Annotated in this window: 16 protein-coding genes; 11 read left to right on the plus strand and 5 right to left on the minus strand. The window is 63.5% G+C overall.

Going from position 1 to position 19,540, the window contains the following annotated elements:
- Nucleotides 1-173 precede the first annotated feature (173 nt).
- Nucleotides 174-3,932: a multifunctional oxoglutarate decarboxylase/oxoglutarate dehydrogenase thiamine pyrophosphate-binding subunit/dihydrolipoyllysine-residue succinyltransferase subunit gene (locus tag ACIP6G_RS13745; RefSeq protein ID WP_400290730.1), complete on the minus strand. Its 3,759-nt coding sequence runs from the start codon at nucleotides 3,930-3,932 to the stop codon at nucleotides 174-176.
- 429 nt (nucleotides 3,933-4,361) lie between these two features.
- Between ACIP6G_RS13745 and ACIP6G_RS13750 the strand changes: the two genes are divergently transcribed.
- From ACIP6G_RS13750 to ACIP6G_RS13770, 5 genes are all read left to right on the plus strand, one after another.
- Entirely contained in the window at nucleotides 4,362-5,678 is a 1,317-nt protein-coding gene (locus tag ACIP6G_RS13750; RefSeq protein ID WP_105658381.1) for a hemolysin family protein, read from the plus strand.
- Nucleotides 5,671-6,744 carry a hemolysin family protein gene (locus ACIP6G_RS13755; RefSeq protein ID WP_332594812.1) on the plus strand — a complete coding sequence of 358 codons (1,074 nt, stop codon included), beginning with the start codon at nucleotides 5,671-5,673 and terminating at the stop codon, nucleotides 6,742-6,744. The genes ACIP6G_RS13750 and ACIP6G_RS13755 overlap by 8 nt, the downstream gene beginning before the upstream one ends.
- Before the next feature lie 130 nt (nucleotides 6,745-6,874).
- Nucleotides 6,875-7,708: a metal ABC transporter ATP-binding protein gene (locus ACIP6G_RS13760; protein ID WP_105662569.1), complete on the plus strand. Its 834-nt coding sequence runs from the start codon at nucleotides 6,875-6,877 to the stop codon at nucleotides 7,706-7,708.
- A 9-nt stretch (nucleotides 7,709-7,717) separates the two neighbouring features.
- Nucleotides 7,718-8,575 carry a metal ABC transporter permease gene (locus ACIP6G_RS13765; RefSeq protein WP_105658383.1) on the plus strand — a complete coding sequence of 286 codons (858 nt, stop codon included), beginning with the start codon at nucleotides 7,718-7,720 and terminating at the stop codon, nucleotides 8,573-8,575.
- A 78-nt stretch (nucleotides 8,576-8,653) separates the two neighbouring features.
- Nucleotides 8,654-9,283: a maleylpyruvate isomerase family mycothiol-dependent enzyme gene (locus ACIP6G_RS13770; RefSeq protein ID WP_400290734.1), complete on the plus strand. Its 630-nt coding sequence runs from the start codon at nucleotides 8,654-8,656 to the stop codon at nucleotides 9,281-9,283.
- Nucleotides 9,284-9,339: 56 nt separating this feature from the next.
- Here the strand turns inward: ACIP6G_RS13770 and ACIP6G_RS13775 are convergent, their stop codons facing one another.
- Both ACIP6G_RS13775 and ACIP6G_RS13780 read right to left on the minus strand, forming a co-directional pair.
- On the minus strand, nucleotides 9,340-10,800 hold the full coding sequence (locus ACIP6G_RS13775) for an HNH endonuclease (RefSeq protein WP_400290736.1): 1,461 nt from the start codon (nucleotides 10,798-10,800) through the stop codon (nucleotides 9,340-9,342).
- A 114-nt stretch (nucleotides 10,801-10,914) separates the two neighbouring features.
- A complete protein-coding gene (locus tag ACIP6G_RS13780; protein ID WP_105658386.1) occupies nucleotides 10,915-11,340 on the minus strand; it encodes a Fur family transcriptional regulator in 426 nt (141 codons plus the stop codon).
- A gap of 152 nt (nucleotides 11,341-11,492) precedes the next feature.
- On the opposite strand from ACIP6G_RS13780, the gene ACIP6G_RS13785 reads away from it, so the two are divergent.
- The 4 genes from ACIP6G_RS13785 to ACIP6G_RS13800 are packed head-to-tail and all read left to right on the plus strand — an operon-like array spanning nucleotide 11,493 to nucleotide 13,872.
- Nucleotides 11,493-12,197, plus strand: a complete 705-nt coding sequence (locus ACIP6G_RS13785) for an MBL fold metallo-hydrolase (RefSeq protein ID WP_400290739.1) — start codon at nucleotides 11,493-11,495, stop codon at nucleotides 12,195-12,197.
- Entirely contained in the window at nucleotides 12,194-13,030 is an 837-nt protein-coding gene (locus ACIP6G_RS13790; RefSeq protein WP_400290740.1) for a sulfurtransferase, read from the plus strand. The genes ACIP6G_RS13785 and ACIP6G_RS13790 overlap by 4 nt, the downstream gene beginning before the upstream one ends.
- A gap of 29 nt (nucleotides 13,031-13,059) precedes the next feature.
- A complete protein-coding gene (locus tag ACIP6G_RS13795; RefSeq protein WP_400290742.1) occupies nucleotides 13,060-13,488 on the plus strand; it encodes an HIT family protein in 429 nt (142 codons plus the stop codon).
- Nucleotides 13,489-13,491: 3 nt separating this feature from the next.
- Entirely contained in the window at nucleotides 13,492-13,872 is a 381-nt protein-coding gene (locus tag ACIP6G_RS13800; protein WP_105662574.1) for a hypothetical protein, read from the plus strand.
- On the opposite strand, the gene ACIP6G_RS13805 is transcribed toward ACIP6G_RS13800, so the two are convergent.
- On the minus strand, nucleotides 13,869-14,303 hold the full coding sequence (locus ACIP6G_RS13805) for an Lrp/AsnC family transcriptional regulator (protein WP_400290744.1): 435 nt from the start codon (nucleotides 14,301-14,303) through the stop codon (nucleotides 13,869-13,871). The two genes, ACIP6G_RS13800 and ACIP6G_RS13805, sit on opposite strands and share 4 nt — an antisense overlap.
- Nucleotides 14,304-14,384: 81 nt before the next feature.
- Between ACIP6G_RS13805 and ACIP6G_RS13810 the strand changes: the two genes are divergently transcribed.
- Nucleotides 14,385-15,161 carry an AzlC family ABC transporter permease gene (locus tag ACIP6G_RS13810; RefSeq protein ID WP_400290746.1) on the plus strand — a complete coding sequence of 259 codons (777 nt, stop codon included), beginning with the start codon at nucleotides 14,385-14,387 and terminating at the stop codon, nucleotides 15,159-15,161.
- Nucleotides 15,151-15,474: a branched-chain amino acid transporter permease gene (locus ACIP6G_RS13815; RefSeq protein WP_105658393.1), complete on the plus strand. Its 324-nt coding sequence runs from the start codon at nucleotides 15,151-15,153 to the stop codon at nucleotides 15,472-15,474. Before ACIP6G_RS13810 ends, ACIP6G_RS13815 begins: the two co-directional genes overlap by 11 nt.
- Here ACIP6G_RS13815 and hrpA read toward each other — a convergent pair.
- Nucleotides 15,469-19,428 (minus strand): ATP-dependent RNA helicase HrpA, encoded by a 3,960-nt coding sequence (hrpA, locus tag ACIP6G_RS13820; RefSeq protein WP_400290748.1) that lies wholly within the window; start codon nucleotides 19,426-19,428, stop codon nucleotides 15,469-15,471. The two genes, ACIP6G_RS13815 and hrpA, sit on opposite strands and share 6 nt — an antisense overlap.
- Nucleotides 19,429-19,540 lie beyond the last annotated feature (112 nt).

Consider the following 19,540-nt stretch of genomic DNA (forward strand, 5'->3'; position numbering starts at 1 on the left):
CACCTTAGCAGTCGGAACGCTGGCATCGGGGGAGGCGGTCATTGGTTAAACCCCACAATTCCCTGCGAAAAACCAGCGCCGGGGTTAAAGCGCTGTTGCCGGCGAACCTCCGAGGTGGAACCCCCGGATAGTTCGCCGGCAACAGTTGGCCAGCAGCGTTCAGGCGATGCGGTCTAGCGGGCGAAAGCCTGCTGGATCAGCACTGCGTTTTCTGCGTCGTGGCGCTTTGCATTGCCAGCGGAGGTCGCAGCCGATGCCGGGCGGGAGATCAAGGTGATCTTCTGCTGCAGTGCCGGTGCAACGTACAAGCCGAAGAACGGCCATGGACCCTGGTTCGCAGGCTCGTCCTGGACCCAAGCCACCTCGGCGTTCGGGTACTTGGCCAGTTCGGCAGCGATCTGCTCGGCCGGAGCCGGGTAGAGCTGCTCGACGCGTACCAGTGCGGTCTTGGTGTCGTTCGTCTTCGTGCGAGCGGCCAGCAGATCGTAGTAGACGCGGCCCGAGCACAGCAGCACCTTGTCCACGGCGTTCGCATCGGTGATCGACGCATCGCCGATGACCTCGCGGAAGCCTCCGGTGGTGAAGTCCTCTACCGAGCTGGCCGCGGCCTTCAGGCGAAGCAGCTGCTTCGGGGTGAAGACGATCAGCGGCTTGCGCGGACGGGCGTAGGCCTGGCGGCGCAGCAGGTGGAAGTGGTTTGCACCGGTGGAAGGCTGGGCAACGACCATGTTGTTTTCGGCGCACAGCTGCAAGAAGCGCTCGATGCGGGCCGAGGAGTGGTCCGGGCCCTGGCCTTCGTAGCCGTGCGGCAGCAGCATGACCAGCGAGGAGGACTGCGACCACTTCTGCTCTGCGGAGGAGATGAACTCGTCGATCACGGTCTGCGCGCCATTGACGAAGTCGCCGAACTGCGCTTCCCACATGACCAGTGCATCCGGGCGTTCTACCGAGTAGCCGTACTCGAAGCCGAGCGCGGCGTATTCGGAGAGCAGGGAGTCGTAGATCCACAGCGGTGCCTGGTCTTCGGCCAGGTGGTGCAGCGGGTACCACTCGGTGTCGTTCTCGCGGTCGTGGAAGACTGCGTGGCGCTGCACGAAGGTGCCGCGGCGCGAGTCCTGGCCTGCCAGGCGGACCGGCACGCCTTCCATGGTCAAGGTGCCCAGGGCTGCCAGTTCTGCGAAGCCCCAGTCGATGCCGCCTTCGCGGGACATCTTCTCGCGGCGCTCGAGCAGCGACTTCAGCTTGGTGTGCATGGTGAAGCCGGCCGGGATATCCAGGTGGGCGGCACCAATCTTCGCCAGCGTCTGGGCGGTGATGGCCGAGCCGCGTGCGCCGTCGACGGTGTTCTCGTCGGCAGCCTGGGCGAATGGCTTCTCCAGGTCGTTGATGGTCGAGCCCGGGGTGATGATCGGGATCGGCGAAGTCTGGGCCGCATGCGTCTCGGCGAAGATGCGCTCCAGGTTCTCTTTGTACTCGGCCAGCACGTTCTCGGCTTCTTCCTGCGTGATGTCGCCGCGGCCCACCAGGGCCTCGGTGTACAGCTTGCGGGTCGAGCGCTTGGCTTCGATCAGGTTGTACATGATCGGCTGGGTCATCGAAGGGTCATCGCCCTCGTTGTGGCCGCGGCGGCGGTAGCACACCAGGTCGATGACGACGTCCTTGCCGAACTTCTGGCGGTACTCGAAGGCCAGCTGGCCCACGTGCACCACTGCCTCCGGGTCATCCCCGTTGACGTGGAAGATCGGAGCCTGCACGGTGCGTGCAACGTCGGTTGCGTACACCGAGGAGCGCGAGGAGCTCGGCGCGGTGGTGAAGCCGATCTGGTTGTTCACGATCACGTGCACGGTGCCGCCGGTCTTGTAGCCCGGCAGCTGGCTCATGGCCAGTACCTCGGAGACAACGCCCTGGCCTGCGAATGCGGCATCGCCGTGAACCAGGATCGGCAGTACGGTGTTCTTCTGGTTCAGGCGGTCCAGCTTGGCGCGGGTGATGCCCTCGAGCACTGGATCGACTGCTTCCAGGTGCGATGGGTTGGCAGCCAGGTAGATCTTGGTCTGGTTGCCGGCATCCGAGGTGTACGAACCCTCGGTGCCCAGGTGGTACTTCACGTCGCCCGAACCCTGGACCGAGCCCGGGGTAGCGGTGCCTTCGAATTCGCGGAAGACCTGTGCGTAGGTCTTCCCGGCGATGTTGGTCAGCACGTTCAGGCGGCCGCGGTGGGCCATGCCGATGGCGACCTCGTCCAGCTGCTCGTCGGCTGCGTCGGAGATGATCGCATCCAGCAGTGGAATCAGCGATTCGCCGCCTTCCAGCGAGAAGCGCTTCTGGCCAACGAACTTGGTCTGCAGGAAGGTCTCGAAGGCCTCTGCGGAGTTCAGCTTGCTCAGGATGCGCAGCTGCTCTTCGCGGCTTGGCTTGGCGTAGCCGGATTCCAGCTTGGCCTGGAACCATTCGCGCTCTTCGGGGTTCTGCAGGTGCATGTACTCGGTGCCGATGGTGCGGCAGTAGGCATCGCGCAGCACGCCGAGGATGTCGCGCAGCAGGCCGCGGTCCTTGCCGCCCAGGCCGCCGGCCAGCCATTCGCGGTCCAGATCCCACAGGGTCAGGCCGTAGGAATTGATGTCCAGGTCCGGGTGCTTGCGCTGGACGTATTCCAGCGGGTTGGTATCGGCCATCAGGTGGCCGCGCACGCGGTAGGAGTTGATCAGGTGCTGGATGCGGGCAACCTTGTTGACCTGCAGGTCGATGTCGACCTGGTTGTCAACGGCCCAGCGAACCGGCTCGTAAGGGATGCGCAGCTGCTCGAAGATCTCGTCGTAGAAACCCTGCTCGCCCAGCAGCAGCGACTCGACCAGCTTCAGGAATTCGCCCGAACCTGCACCCTGGATGACGCGGTGGTCGTAAGTGGAGGTCAGGGTGATGTGCTTGCCGATACCCAGGGCGGCCACGGTCTTCTCCGAGGAGCCGCGGTACTCTGCCGGGTATTCCAGTGCGCCAACGCCGATGATCGCGGCCTGGCCCTTGGACAGGCGTGGAACCGAGTGAACGGTGCCGATGCCGCCTGGGTTGGTCAGCGAAACGGTGGTGCCTGCGTAGTCGTCAGCGGTCAGCTTGTTGCCGCGGGCGCGCTTGATCAGGTCTTCGTAGGTGGCCCAGAACTCGTTGAAGCTCAGGGTCTCGGCAGCCTTGATGTTCGGCACGGCCAGCATGCGGGTGCCATCCGGCTTCGGCATGTCGATCGCGATGCCGAAGTTCACGTGGGCTGGCTGGATCGCAGTTGGCTTCTTGTCGATCACGTCGTAGGTGACGTTCATCGACGGGATCTGCTTCAGCGCACGGATCACGGCGAAGCCGATCAGGTGGGTGAAGGAGATCTTGCCGCCGCGAGCACGCTTGAGATGGTTGTTGATGACAATGCGGTTGTCGATCATCACCTTGGCCGGTACGGCACGCACGGTGGTGGCGGTAGGCACGGTGAGGGAGGCATCCATGTTGGTTGCGATGGCCTTCATTGGTCCACGCAGCGGGGTGCGCTTTTCCTCACCGAAAAGTTCGGTGGACGGCGTAGCCTTCGGAGCCTGTGCCGGGATCGGCGCAGTCTTCAGTGCTGGCTCGGCCTTCTTGGCTTCAGCGGCCGGAGCTGGTGCTGCCTTGGCAGCCGGTGCTGGTTCGGAGGCACGGGCCTGGGCTGCGGCGCGTGGCGCACCCTGCCCGTTGGCTGCAGACGCTGCGGCAGGTGCTGCCGCTGCTGGCGCCGGCTGCGCTGCCGGTGCTGCTGGTGCCTTCTTTTCGGCGGCGAGAGATTCGAAAATATCCCACCATTTCTTATCTACCGAGTTCTTGTCGACGAGATACTGTTCGAACAGCTCGTCTACTAGCCACTCGTTTCCACCAAACTCTTCAGTAAGTCGGTGGTGTGCTTGCTCTGGCACGTGCAACGCCTCTTCCCTGATTTCTACGTTGTTCTAGCTTGAGCCGGTGGTCTTTCGAGGACGTGATACGACCACTGCGGCCCACAAGATTTCTAGACCTGCGCACCAGTCTAGTGACTTTTCCGCCCACTTGGCCACGGCACGTATGTAATGTCACGAAAGTGTTGCGCCTAACATGCCGTTCAGCGTATCCAAAGCACCGCTGGGCGAGCATGTGTCGAAGTGGTGCGCAATGGCCCTTCGTTCGATAGACTAATTCGCACTATGGAATCCCACTCTCCAAGCCGGTGTGCCGCCCAAGGGCGCAGTGCCGGCCACAACAGTCCATGTTCAGGAAGTTCCGCCTCCCTTTTGGAGCCTTCTAGTTGCCGCCCTGTCGGCACTGGAACTGAACTTCGCACGCCAGTGAATAGGCGGCGGTAAACGCCTATGGAATGGCTCTCAATACTTTTCGGCCTGCTGCTGATTCTCGGCACCGGCTTCTTCGTGGCCGTGGAATTCTCCTTGGTCGCCCTGGATAAAAGCACCGTGCAGCGTGCCGTAAATGACGGCGAGCGTGGCGCCAAGCCGCTGCTGCAGTGCCTCACCTCCCTCTCTACCCAGCTGTCCAGCTGCCAGCTGGGCATTACGCTGACCACGCTGCTGACCGGCTACGTGCTTGAACCCGCAATGAGCGCGCTGCTCGAGCCGTTGATGGAACAATTCGGCATTCCGGCCGCAAGTTCGCTGGCCATTGCCGTGGTGATCTCGATGGTCGTTGCCACTTTGCTTTCGATGCTGATCGGCGAACTGGTCCCGAAGAACATGGCAATTGCCCAGGCGATGAAGGTTGGCAAGCTGCTGGCCCGCCCGCAGCTGGTTTTCACCGCCATCTTCAAGCCGGCCATCATCGTGCTCAACGGCTTCTCGAATGCGGTACTGCGCAAGTTCTTCGGACTCGAAGCCAAGGAAGAAATCTCCGCGGCCCGCTCCTCGCAGGAACTGGCATCGCTGGTCCGCCGTTCGGCTCAGCTGGGCACCTTGGATGTGCAGACCGCTCGCTTCGTGGAATCCACCATTGAATTCTCCGAGCGCACCGCCGCCGACGTGATGACCCCGCGAACCTCGATGTCCACCATTGATTCCGAGGCGGCCCTTTCCGAGCTGATCGAGGTCAGCGCGGACACCGGCTTCTCGCGTTTCCCGGTCACCACCGGATCCACCGATGAAATCCAGGGTATCTGCCACGTCAAGGCAATTGTCTCGGTGCCCCGCGAACGCCGCGCAGCGCTGCAGGTCGGCGAGTTCGCCCGCGACGCGCTGTACGTTCCGGAAACCATTCACCTGGATGTGCTGCTTGAGCAGTTGCGCGCCGCCGAATTCCAGGTCGCGATCGTGATGGACGAATACGGTGGAACCGCTGGACTGGTGACCCTTGAAGACCTGGTCGAAGAAATCGTCGGCGAAGTTTCCGATGAGCACGACGAGGACGAGGAGGAGGCCGTCACCCAGCCCGACGGCAACTGGCTGTTCCCGGGCATGTACCGCCCGGACCAGATCAACGAGAACTTCGATACGGACGTCATCCCGGAAGAGTCGACCTACGAAACCATCGGCGGCTTCATGCTCGCCGAATTGGGCCGCTTGGCTGAACTCAATGACCGCGTCGCCACCGAGCATGGCACCTTCACGGTGACCGAGCTCGATGGCCGCCGCATCTCGCAGGTTCGTTTCGAACCAGCAGTGCAGGAGGATGGCAATGAATGACTTCATGGGCCTGGTCTGGCTGATTGTCCTGCTGGCTGGCAATGCCTTCTTCGTTGCCGGCGAATTCGCGGTGATGAGTGCGCGTCGTTCGCAGATTGAACCCTTGGCCGACGAGGGCAATAAGCGGGCAAAGATCGCGCTGTACGCCATGGAGCATGTTTCGATCATGCTCGCGGTGTGCCAGTTGGGCATTACCGTTTGCTCGCTGCTGATCCTGAATATTTCGGAGCCGGCGATCCACCACCTGCTGGCCGAACCGCTGACCATGATCGGCATGGCCGAATCCGCTGCGGACACCGTAGCGTTCCTGATTGCCTTGATCGTGGTGACCTTCCTGCACGTGACCTTCGGCGAAATGGTGCCGAAGAACATTTCGGTTTCCGTTGCGGACAAGGCCGTGCTGCTGCTGGCCATGCCACTGGTCGGCCTGTCCAAGGTGCTCAAGCCGATTACGGCGTCGCTCAATGGCGTGGCGAACCTGGTGCTGCACGCTTTCGGTATTGAACCGAAGGATGAGGTGGCCAGCTCGTATACCGCCGCTGAAGTCCGATCGATCATCGATGCTTCATCCGAGGAAGGCGCGCTGGATGAGGACGATGCCGCACGCTTGACCAAAGCGCTGGAATTCTCCTCGGTTACCGCACGCAGCTGCATGGTTCCGCTGGATGACCTGTTCACCTTGGAATACGGGCAGACCACCGCGCGCGCTTTCGAGAAGAAGGTCGGCAAGACCGGATTCTCGCGCATGGTGATCACCAAAAACGAGGTTCCGGTGGGCTACTGGCACGTGAAGGACGTGATGCTCATCGATGATGCCCACTCCACGCAGCCACTGCTTGATTTGCCATTGCACCCGCTGGGCCGGTTGGAGCAGGACACCGAAATCGAGGCCGCCCTGGAAGCGATGCGGCAGGAAGGCAACCACCTTTCGGCGGTTGTCGACGAGTCGGGGGCAACGCTCGGCGTGCTCTTCCTGGAGGACGTGATCGAGGTGCTGGTCGGTGAAATCACCGATACCACGCGAAAACGCGTCAACCCGCCTCGCAGCGAAAAACGGGCAAATTAGCTCAAGCTCACCCCAGAGTGCATATTGCGAATGACTCGCAACTGATACGATTGACTGCGGCACCCATTGCGGGTGCCGCAGTATTTCGTTGCCGGCCCATCCTCAGCCAGCGCAATCCAGAAAGCAGTCAATGACAGAGACCCCCATCGTCAGGTTTGAAGACGCGCGCCTTGCCTATGGCTCCCGCGTGCTCTGGGATGAACTCAACCTATCCATAGCGGCGGGGGAGTTCCTTGCAGTTCTAGGGCCCAACGGCTCGGGCAAGACCAGCTTCATCAACACGATGCTCGGCACCACCGCGCTCAATCGAGGCAGGGTCTCGATCGCCGGGGAGGCCGTGCGCCGGGGGTCGGCTGCCGTGGGGTTGATCCCGCAGCAGCGCCCCTTCGGGGACAACGTTCCCCTGCGCGCTCGCGACCTGGTCGCACTGGGACTGGATGGAACCCGGCCCGGGATTCGCGTGGCCCGCAGGGCCGTGCGCAACAAGGTCGACGAACTGCTGGAACTGGTCGGCGCTACCGCCTACGCCAACCGTGCGGTGTCCGACCTTTCCGGAGGCGAGCAGCAGCGCCTGCGCGCAGCGCAGGCTTTGGCCAGTGATCCCCGGGTACTGCTATGCGACGAGCCGCTGCTCTCCCTGGACCTCAATCACCAGCAGGCGATCAGCGAAGTGATACACCGCCAGGCCGCAGAGCGCGGCAGCGCGGTAGTCTTCGTGACGCACGAGATCAACCCGATCCTGCCCTATGTCGACCGCGTCCTGTACCTGGCCGAAGGCCGCTTCCATCTGGGCAGCGTGGATGAAGTCATGCAGTCTGCGGTGCTCACCGAACTTTACGGTGCTCCGGTCGAGGTGCTGCGGGTCAATGGCCGCATCGTGGTGGTCTCGGGCGATGGCAATCGGGCATTGCCAGCCGATGGGCACGACCACGTTGAAGAAATCGATCTAGAGACCGGAAAGTAGGAGCAGGACATGGACTTTTCGGATCTCATCGAGAAGGCGTTCAACTTCCAGGATTACGGACTGCTGCTTCCGCTGGTGACCAATTCCCTGATTGCCGGTGCAGTTCTGGGCGTGGTTGGCGGTCTGATCGGCATCTTCATCATGATGCGGGACATGGCTTTCGCCGTGCACGGCATCGCTGAGCTGTCCTTTGCGGGGGCGGCCTTCGCCTTGCTCATCGGAGCCGACGTGGTGACTGGCTCGGTGTTCGGGTCCATGATCGCGGCGCTGATCCTTGGCATTCTCGGAACCCGGGCGAGGGACCGGAATTCCATCACCGGCGTGCTGATGCCTTTCGGCCTTGGCCTGGGCATCTTGTTCCTTTCGCTGTATGAGGGGCGAAGCGCCAATAAGTTTGGCCTGCTGACCGGCCAGATCGTGGCCGTGGATGACGTGCAATTGACAGGAATGCTGGTCCTTTCGGCGGTGGTAGTGATCGCGCTGCTGGTTATTTGGCGTCCGCTGACCTTCGCTTCGGTGGACCCGGTGGTTGCCAATGCCCGGGGCGTGCGCACGGCTGGCCTGTCCATCGTCTTCATGATGATCCTGGCGCTGGCTGTAGCGGTGACGATTCAAGTGGTCGGTGCCTTGCTGGTGCTGGCGCTGCTGATCACGCCCGCCGCAGCCGCCATGCGTGTGAGCTCCAATCCGGTCATCACCGTCGTGCTCTCCATCGTGTTCGCGGAACTGGCTGTCGTGGGCGGCATCCTTCTTGCGTTGGCTGGTTCCTTGCCGATCAGTCCATATGTGACCACGATTTCGTTCGTGATCTATGTGGTCTGCCGCGGAATCGAAGCGGTGCGTTCCCCTCGCCGCCACCAAGTCTAGGAGCTGCATTCGGCCAGCGCGCCCCCGCTGGTTCCGGGCTCGGTTGACTAGCCGGCAGCCGAACCTCCAAGCTGGAGCATGAGCAAAATTCCAGCCAGTGAAATCTGGCCATTGGTGCATGCCGAACGCCTGGCCCTGATCGATGATCTGGGAACTTTGGATCCGGATCAGTGGGAAGTTCCCTCCCTGTGCGATGGGTGGAGCGTCCATGACGTGGCTGCTCATTTGGCAGATAACGCGCGTGCGACTTTCTTCCGCCTGCTTGCCGGGATGGCCAAGGCCGGATTCAGCTTGGACCGCCAGAACGACAATGGCGTGGCCGCCGAGAAGGCCGCAACTCCCGATGGGACATTGCTCAGGCTCGTTGAGGTCGCGGCTTTGCGGGCCACTCCACCGGTTCCGATTGCCAGCCGGTTGGTGGAGGAAATCGCCCATGGGGAAGACATCCGTCGTGCCGTGGGCCTGAAACGGGCCTATCCTGCAGAATCCCTGGAGCCAGCAATCAAATACCAGGCAGCCACGCCGCAAGGTGTTGGGGGTGCCAAGGAATTAGCGAGCAGGGTCCAGCTGTGCAGCGACGACGAAGGCTTCCGGCTGGGCATCGGCCCGCAGATTGCAGGACCGCGCCTGGAACTGCTGATGCTGGTTTCAGGCCGAAGCAAGCACGCTGTGGGCCTGACGGGTCCGGGGCTGGCCCTCGTGCGGTAAATTGCAGAAAGGTGAGGGGCCGCGCGGCATGGGCGCGGCAGAACGCGCGCCGTTGCCTAGGTTTCAGTAGTTCCTGGTCCGTCGGGCCTGGTGAGCCGTTCCTTGAAATCAGCGAACCATTTCGAGTCGCGCATTAGTTGCGGGAATGGCTTGTGCATGAATCCAGTTGCCGGTGGCGCAGTGGATCGATAGGACATTGCCGACCCCGGACAGATCATCATCGAGTGCCGATCGCGGAAAGCGGTGTACTCGTACCAGCCGTCGGCCTGCTTTGCCTTGTTGCAGGTCGCGCAACGGCCCGAAGCATTGGCCACGGTCGTCTTGCCGCCACGTGCATACTGGAGCACGTGGTCTGTTTCTTCGACCAGCCCGTCGCAGAAGGGCGTTCGGCAATGCCGATCGCGAATCCCGATGAACCTCTTGAGCTTATCCGGGAAGATCCGGGCTTTGGAATCCAATGCGATTAGTTCCTGGTCCCCGGGAGCCGTGTAGAGACGAGTTATCTCCGTCATCACTTCGATCCGCTCAATATTCTCGGGGGCGAGTTCGGCTTCCATTTCCGCGAAGGTCAGCTCGTTGGGAATCTGGTGGCCGCCAATGAGTTCCCGCGCAGTCTGCGCGGGGATGAAGCCGTAGCCTTCCAAGTAGGCCGGTTCGCGATCACCCATGAACAGCGCTCTATCGGTCATGACCAGTCCGAGCTGGACGTTGATCTTCTGCTCATTGTTTTCATCGAAGAACATGTAGCGGGCCAGCAGATCGGCCTGGATCTGGGTGCGGGTGCGGGCATCGCCCTTGCGCTTGATCCTGCATGACTGGTTTCGCAGCGTCATCTGCAATCCGGTTCCGCCAACGATAGGCAGACGGGCCTGGAGGAAGACGCACCCTGCTTCCCGATCGGTGCGGAAGCGAACGTAGCGTTGCTGGTTGGCTTCCTTCAGCTTCTTGTCTTCCCGGTCCGATGCGTACTTGATCGTGAAGCTGGTGACCGTTTCCTTGATGCGCTTGGGGCCCATGGATTCGAACATGTCTGGATTCTGCCCGTAGATCGCATCGAACTCGGTGCGGCGCAATGGCCGGACTTCCTGCAGCGGGGTGAGCATTGCGTTGATCTGCGCTTCGGTGAATTCACCACGGGAGAATGCGGCAGCGATATTCGGGGTGTCCTCGAAGAGGACGCGGCAATTGGCCAGGTAGTTCCTGGAACCGCGTTGAGTCTGCTTGCGGGCGATGGCAACGCGGCTGGCCGCTCCGCGGACCTGGTCATCAATGTTGGTCCCGCGCTCTTCATTCTCGCGCAGGACTTCCTTCTCCAACTGGTGAGCCAGGCCGGCTTGCTGATAGCGCAAGGATGAGACCAGTCCTTCGACGGATTCGATAGCCCGGGCGCACGCGGCCTTGCCGCCGTGGTCATGGAACCATGACAGGTCGTTCTGCAGCTGGATCAGGTGGGATTCGAAATCCGGCTGATCTGCTGGGCGGGCTAGGCTGTTTCCGTGCGCCTTTGCTTCGAGCATAGTACTAGTATACGCCCATTGTTCGAATATGTCTTCGAATAATTCGGCTGGGGATTACCGAACTCTTGGGGCGCCGAACAGTCCGCTGGACCCAGGTCCAGGTAGCGGAAAGGGCTACGAGGCAGCGGGGGCGCCAGCCTTGGCTTTGGCACGGCAGTCGGCGCAGAGGCCGTAGATTTCCACGGTGTGCTCGGGATCGGAGAAGTCGTGCTCCGCGGCAACCCGAGCGGCCCAGCGCTCGACGGAAGGGGCTAGCACCTCGACGGTCTTGGAGCAAACGCGGCAGACCAGATGATGGTGGTGGACCTCGGTGACGCACTGGCGGAAGCGGGCTTCGCCGTCTCCGCTGCGCAGCACATCGACCAGGCCATCGTCGGCCATGGACTGCAGCAGGCGGTACACGGTGGCCAGCGAAACCTTCTTCTCCGAATCCTGCAGCCAGCGATGCAACTGCTGGGCGGTGGCGAAATCATCGACCTCGCCCAGTGCCTCGGTGACGGCCAGGCGCTGCTTGGTGACCCGGGTTTCTGGCTGGGACATCGACGTGCACCATTCCTTGAGTTTGTTGCGGACCGGCGATGAGCCAGCGAACTGGGCCAATCACCTGCGGTTTCCCTCAATTTTAGCCAACTTTGCGTTGCAATGCGTGTCTGGCTCTGGCATGGGCGGGGCGCTGAGCCTACGCTAAGGATATGCGCATCAAACTTAGGGGCCATTCCTGCTTGGAAGCGAGCACGATTGACGGCAAGGTCTTACTGGATCCGGGCGGATTTTCGCAGCTTGACGACGCGTTCGACGGCATCAATGCCGTGCTGGTCACCCATGAGCATGCTGACCATGCCGACCAGCCGGCCATTGCCGCCGCGCTGGAGGCGAATTCCATCCTGGAGCTCTACGCGCCGGCCGCGCTGGCGCAGGCGATGCGCGACCAGCTGCCGCCAGCGGCCCAATCCCAGGTGGTGACGGTGCGAGCCGGTGCCGACTTCATTGTCGGCGGCATTCGGGTACGGACTTTCGGAGGCACCCACGCCACCATCCACCATTCCATTGCAGTGGTTGCCAACGTGGGCTACCTCCTGGGGGACCGCGCGGTAGGCCAGCTGGAGGTCTTCCACCCGGGCGACAGCTACCAGGTGCCGGTGGGGGCGCAGCCGGATGTGCTGCTGCTGCCGGTGATGGCCCCGTGGGGCAAGATGGCCGAGGCTGCCGACTTCGCGGTGGCCGTGGATGCTAGGTGCTGGATGCCGATCCACGACGGGCTGCTCAACGCGAACGGGCTGGGGCTTTTCGATCGCCAGCTCGGCGCGATCGCCCAGCGGGCAGGATGCAGCTATGTGCGCTTGGAACCTGGAATCGAACATCATCTCGACGAGTTGCTGGGAGGCACCAACGAATGAACCCCTTGATAAGCGCCGCGCAGCTTCGCGAAATCCTGGACGCCGGGGGCCAGCCGGTGCTGCTCGATGTGCGGTGGGTCCTGGCCCGCGACGACGGGGCGCAGAGCTATGCTGCCGGGCATATCCCCGGCGCGGTGTTCGCTGACCTGGAAAAAGAGCTTTCCGGTGCGCCGGGCGAGCATACCGGCCGCCACCCGCTGCCTTTGCCGGCGGACTTCGAGCAGGCCGCGCGCGGCTGGGGCATCAACGCCCAGAGCCACGTGGTGGCGTACGACAACTCCGGAGCCCTCGCCGCGGCCCGGGCCTGGTGGCTGCTGCGCCATGCCGGATTCGACCGCGTGCAGGTGCTCGACGGCGGGCTCGGGGCCTGGACGGACGCCGGCGGAGAGCTGGCGCTGGGCTACGAGCAGGCCGCCAAGGGCAGCGTTTCGCTATCGTGGGGCCGGATGCCGGTGGTGGAGTACGAGGAGCTGGACACCTTGCCCGGCACGCTGATCGACTCGCGGGCCACCGCGCGCTACCTGGGCATCGAGGAGCCCATCGACCCGGTGGCCGGGCATATTCCCGGTGCGCTGAACCGTCCCACCACCGACAACCTCGACGCGCAGATGCGTTTCCGGGCGCCGGAGGTGCTGCATTCCAGCTTCGTGACGCTGGGTGCCCACAGGCCGGGATCGGCCGCCTACTGCGGTTCGGGGATCACCGCGGCGCACCAGGTATTGGCCGCGGCAAGTGCCGGGATCCCGCTGGGGCTCTTCCCCGGCAGCTGGTCCGAATACTGCTCCTACCCGGATGCGCCGGTCGCCACGAGCGACGAGAAGCACCGCCACTAGAATTCAGCCATCGAGCAAGAAAGGCAGCAATGAGTACGCTATTCACCAAGATCATCAAAGGGCAGATCCCGGGCCGCTTCGTGTGGGAGGACGAAACCTGCGTGGCATTCTTGTCCATCGGGCCGCTCTCCGACGGGCACGCACTGGTGGTTCCGCGCGAGGAAATCGACGAGTTCACCGATGCCTCCGACGAGCTGGTTGCGCACCTGACCCTGGTCGCGGCCAAGATCGGGCGCACCCAGAAGCGCGTGTTCTCCGCGCAGCGCGCGGGCCTGATGATCGCCGGATTCGAGGTGCCGCACCTGCATGTGCATGTCTGGCCGACCAATTCGCTGGCGGACTTCGACCTGTCCAATGCGGCCGATAACCCGGATCCGGCGGCCATGGACAAGAACGCGCAAGCGCTTCGCGCGGGCCTGCGCGAAGATGGCCACGGGGAATTCGTGCCCGAGGCCTAGCCGGTGCAATTCATCCGCTACCAGGGCACCGAGCCCAATCACCGCGGCGTGCACCTGGGGATTTTCGCGCTGGCCAATTCCCTGGGCCACGGCGGGAAGCTGAGCGCCGCCGAACACGCCATCTGGCGTGCGGGCAACGACTGGTACGACGCTGCCTATCCGAACCCGAGCCGCACCCATCGGGCAATCTACGATCATGCGATCAACCCCGGGGCCGTGGCGTGGTTCAAGGGCAGCGCGCAGCACCTGCTGGAGCGCGTCGAGCCGTATTTGCGGTTGCTCGACGCGCACCGGATCGGCTGGGAGAAGCTGGAAAGCAGTGCTCCGGGCACCATCATCTACGAAGATGACGTGCAGGTGATCGCCACGCCCGCAGTGCCCTAGCCCTTCACCCGGCGCATGGTCATGTGGGAGGTGACGCGGCGGACCGCCGGCAGCGCGGTCAGCTTGGGAATCAGGTCCCGGTCGTAGGCCTCGGCATCGGCCACCTGGATGCGCAGGAAGTAGTCGGGCTGGCCGTAGAGGCGGCGTATTTCGGTGACGCCGGCAACGGTGTCCACCGCCTTCTCGAATTCGTCGAGGCTGTGCTCGTTGTTCATTTCGACGTCAATGGCCACGGTAACCTCGAAGCCCCTGCCATAGGCCTTGGGATTGACGATCGCCTTGTAGCCATGGATGATTCCGTCGGCCTCCAGGCGCTGGACGCGGCGCAGGCAGGGAGCGGGGGTCAGGCCCACCCTGCGCGAGAGCTCGAGGTTGCTGATGCGGCCGTCATTTTCCAGTTCGGCAATAATTGCGCGGTCAAGATCATCCATGCATCTATTATTGCCGATCCAACCCGTCAGTTGGCTAGAATTGGCAACCATATTTGGCTTGGAATTTCCTAATATTGCTTCATGAGCGAAAAACTGGCAATTAAAAGTTCCCGGCCTTTGTCCGACGAGGGCCGATGGCAGCAGATCAGGCTGGGCGCGAAAAATGTGCTTCCCGCCAGTCTGGCGGTCATGCCATTGGGCCTGGCCCTGGGCGTGCTGCTGGTGCGCTCGGGATTGCCCTGGTGGTCAGCTCCCTTGCTTGCCGGGCTGGTGTTCGCCGGTTCCCTGGAATTCCTCTTGATCGGGCTGCTTGCCGCCGTGGCGCCGCTGTCCCATATCGCCCTGACCACGCTGGTAGTCAATTTCCGCCACGTATTCTATGCGATCTCTTTCCCGCTGCACCGGGTCAAGGGCCAGGGGGCGAAGTTCTACAGCATGTTTGCACTGACCGATGAGGCCTATGCGCTGACCCTGCAGGCCGAGCGGAAGGACTATTCCTCGACGCGGATCCTGGCCATCCAGAGCCTGTTCCATGCAAGCTGGACCACCAGCGTGCTGGGCGGATCGCTGCTGGGATCAATGATCCCCGAATCCATCAGGGGCCTGGAATTCGCGGTGACCGCATTGTTTGCCGTGCTGGCGATCGAAGCGTTCAAGGCCTACCGCAGTGTGCCGCTGTCCATGCTGGCGCTGATCAGCGCCGTGGCGGCCAGCTGGATCGCACCGCAGAGCATGATGGTGGTAGCCATGGCGATTTTCCTTGCCGGACTTGCGGCGGCCTACCTGCTGCGCCGGCGCACCGGCACCGCTCAGCAGGCCGGCGGGCAGCAGGCGGGAGAAGCAGCCGATGCCCGATAGCCTCTACCTCTTCTCGGCCATCGCGTTGAGCACCGCAGTGACCTTCGGGCTGCGTGCCTTGCCCTTCGCCTTCATCGCCAAATTGCGCAGCAACGCGTTCATCAACTACCTGGCGCTGCGCATGCCCTTGGGAATCATGGTGGTGCTGGTTGCTTCCACGGTGCCTGCCGGCATTGCGGATCCGGCCGTGGCGTGGCCGGTGGCCACCGCCCTGGCGGCCACCGTGGTGCTGCACCTGCTCAAGTCCAATGCGGTGCTCAGCGTGCTGGGCGGCACCGCCGTCTACGTTGGGATCCTCAGCTGGCCGCTATAGCTGCGCCAGCGAATCCTTGATCGCCTTGCGGATGCGCTTTTCGCTGACCGAATAGGCGGTGCCCAGCTCCTGGGCGAACAGCGAAATGCGCATTTCCTCCAGCATCCACTTCACCTGGGCCAAGTCCGCCGGCACCCGGGCTCCGGGCGGAACCCGATCCAGGGCGGTATCGTATTCGTCTTCCAGCTTCTGGATCACGACCAGGGCCTGGGAATCACGGGTGACAGCACCTGCGCGCAGCTTCTCCAAGCGCTTCTCGATGCCCTGCACATAGCGCGGCAGGCGCATCAGGTTCGCTGCCCCGGTGGCCGCGATGAAGCCCGGATAGATCAGCTGCTCGAGCTGGGAGCGGATATCGGTGACTGCCGCGAACATCGCCAGGGAGTTGGTGCTCTTCAGATCCTTGTTGATCCGGGTCGAGGAGCCAAAGACCTTCGCCACGATCGCGGTAATCGTGAAGACCGTGTCGATCTGCTCGGCGCGCACCGTCTCGAACAGCGCCTCGAATTCGGCGCGGTTCATCGGCAGCTTCTCGGGCACCAGCTGGTCTATCGCGGCCATGGTGCAATCGGCAATCAGCTTCTCGATGGACCCGTGCGGGTTCTGCGTGAACACCAGCTTCTCAGCGTTCTTCAGGTGCGAAATCACGAACTTCCCGGCAGGCGGCAAGCGCAGCATCAGCAACCGGATGACACCGGTGCGGTGCGCCGCATCGCGCTCGGCCTGGGTGCGGAAAACACTCAGGTCGACCTTTTCGCCGGTGTCCATCAGCCCCGGATAGGCGGTGATCTGCTGGCCCATCACCGTGGTGGTGACCTTGGCAGGCAGCGTATCGCCCAGGGTATCGCCTGATGATTCCAGCTGCGGCCAATGATCCAGCGACTTCTGGTCCCAGGCGCCGGTGGCCGCCGATGCGGTGGCCGCGGCGCCCTTCTTCTTGGACTGCGCCTTCGACGCGGCCGCAGGCTTGCCAGGCATCCCCGGCTTGCCGGTGGCGGCCCCGGGGGAGTTGACCCCGCTGGCCAGCGCGGCGCGGTTGGCCGCGGCGAACTTGTACTGCAAGGCGGCCAGGTCATCGCCGCTGCCCAGCACCTTCCCCGATGCATCGGTGACGGTGAAGCCGAAACGCAGGTGCGCAGGCAGGGTCGAGAAGTCGAAGACCGAAGGCTCGACGACCATGCCGCGCAGCCGGCGCAGCACCAAGGCCAGGGAATCGGCCAGATCATCGGCCGCCGGATCGAAGTCCGCCTCCAGCATGGCCAGCGCCTTGGCCGCCACATCCGGGGCAGGCACGAAGTTCTTGCGGATGGCCTTGGGCATCGAACGGATCAGCGCGGTGAGCAGCTCGTGGCGCAACCCCGGAATCAGCCAGGCGAAGCGCGCGGGATCCAGCTGGTTCAGGAACACCACCGGGACCGTGAGCGACACGCCATCGCCTTCTCCCGGGGCGGCCGCCGGGTTGTACTCGTAGGACAGCGGCAAGTGGATGCTGCCCAGCTGCCAGGTGGTGGGGAACGCGGCCTCGTCAACCGCATCGGACTCGGCCAGCAGCGCCTCGGGGTCGAAGTCCAGCAGCGACGGATCGGTGGCGCGGGCCTTCTTCCACCAGCGGTCGAAGTGGCGCTCCGAGTAGACCTCGGCGCCCACCCGGGCATCGTAGAAGGCGAACAGGTCCTCATCGGAAATGCGCAGGTCATGGCGGCGCATGCGGGTTTCGAGCTCTTCGACTTCTTCGAGCAGCGCCCGGTTCTTGGCGAAGAACTTATGGTGGGTGCGCCAATCGCCCTCCACCAGCGCGTGGCGGATGAACAGCTCGCGAGCCAGGTCCTTATCCACCCGCCAGTAGTGGAACTGGCGGCGCGGGATGATCGGCAGGCCGAAAAGCGTGACCTTCTCGTAGCCCATGACCGAACCGGTGCGCTTGGACCAGTGCGGCTCGGAGTGGGTGCGCTTGAGCAGGTGCGGAGCCAGCTCTTCCACCCATTCGGGGGAGATGGCCGCGTTGGTGCGGGCCCACAGCCGCGAGGTTTCCACCAGCTCGGCGGACATCACCCAGGTCGGGGACTTCTTGAACAGGCCCGAGCCGGGGAAGATCGCAAAACGGGTGCCGCGCGCGCCCAGGTAGTCGCGCTTGCGCTCATCGTAGAGCCCGATGTGCCCCAGCAGGCCCGACAGCAGCGACTTGTGCACCTGGTCCTCATTGGCCGCCGGGTCGATCGGGGAGGCCGCCATGGTGATGCCCAGCGGCTTGGCCAGCTGGCGCAGCTGGGTGAACAGGTCCTGCCACTCGCGCACGCGCAGGTAGTTGATGAACTCGTTCTTGCACAGCCGGCGGAAAGCGGAGGAGGACAACTCCTTCTGCTGCTCCTGCAGGTAGGCCCACAAATTCAGCAGCGCAATGAAGTCGGACTTGTCATCGGCGAAGCGCTTATGCAGCTCCACCGCACGATCACGCTGCCCGGTTTCCTCGCTGGGACGCTCGCGCGGATCCTGGATGCTCAGCCCGGCAGCCAGCACCATCACTTCCTTGGCGACCCCGCGTTGTGCGGACTCGACGATCATCCGGCCCAGGCGCACATCCAGCGGCAGCACCGCCAGCGCCCTGCCGGTTTCGGTCAGCTTCGCGGCCTTGTCCTGCTCCAGCGCACCGAGCTCGCGCAGCAGGTTCACGCCATCGGTGATGGCCTTGGCTTCGGGCGGCTGGACGAACGGGAAGCTGGCCACCTCGGTGGCCGAAGCGACCACGCCCATGGAGATCATCTGCAGGATCACGCTGGCCAGGTTGGTGCGCAGGATTTCCGGGTCGGTGAACTCCGGACGCGCCTCGTAGTCGGGCTCCGAGTACAAGCGGATGGCGATGCCCTCCGACACGCGGCCGCAACGTCCCGAACGCTGGTTGGCGCTGGCCTGCGAAACGCGCTCGATGGGCAGGCGCTGCACCTTGGTGCGGTGAGAATAGCGCGAAATGCGGGCGGTGCCGGTATCGATCACGTACTTGATGCCCGGCACGGTCAGCGAGGTCTCGGCGACGTTGGTGGCCAGGATGATGCGCGGGGCGCCACCGGGGTGGAAGACCCGGTGCTGCTCGGCCAGCGACAGCCGGGCGAACAGCGGGAGCACCTCATAGCGCGGCAGGCGCTTGTTGGCGGTGACCATGGCGCGCAAGGCTTCGGCCGCGTCGCGGATTTCGCGCTCGCCGGAGAAGAAGATCAGGATGTCCCCGGGCGCTTCGCCGCTCAGTTCCTTGACCGCGTCGGTGACCGCATCCAGTGGGTCGCGTTCTTCCTCCAGCGAGTTCTCCGCGGCCTCGTCCGCGTCGACATCGAGCTCGGCCTGCAGCGGGCGGTAGCGCAATTCGACGGGGAAGGTGCGCCCGGAGACCTCCAGGATCGGGGCAGGCTCGACGCCGCCGCCGGGCAGCGGCTTGCCGAAGTGCTCGGCAAAGCGCTGCGGGTCAATGGTGGCCGAGGTGATGATGATCTTCAGCTCGGGGCGCTTGGGCATGATCTGCTTGAGATAGCCCAGCAGGAAGTCGATGTTCAGGCTGCGCTCATGCGCCTCGTCGATGATGATCGCCGAGTATTTCTTGAGCAGCTTGTCGCGCTTGATCTCGGCCAGCAGGATGCCGTCGGTCATCACCTTCAGCTTGGTCTTGCGCGAAACCTCGCCGGTGAAGCGCACGTGGAAGCCGACTTCCTCGCCGATTTCGGTGCCCATTTCCTCGGCGATGCGCTCGGCCACGGTGCGCGCGGCCAGGCGGCGCGGCTGGGTGTGCCCGATCATGCCCTTCTCGGCCAGGCCGAGCTCGATGAGCATCTTGGGAAGCTGGGTGGTCTTGCCCGAACCGGTTTCGCCGGCGATTACCACGACCTGGTTTTCGCGGACCGCGGCGAGGATGTCCTCGCGGCGGGCTGAAACGGGAAGGGCTTCGGGATACGTAATGCTGAGCGCCATGATGTTCCCATTCTATTCGCGCCACGCATTTTCGTGGTGGCCGCCGGGCCGAAGCCCGATTCGGGGCAGGAAATGTGCTCCCGGACGCATTGCTCCATGAGTCAAATTTTCA

The organism is Glutamicibacter sp. NPDC088483, assembly GCF_044753145.1.
In the GTDB taxonomy this organism is placed as follows: Bacteria; Actinomycetota; Actinomycetes; order Actinomycetales; family Micrococcaceae; genus Glutamicibacter.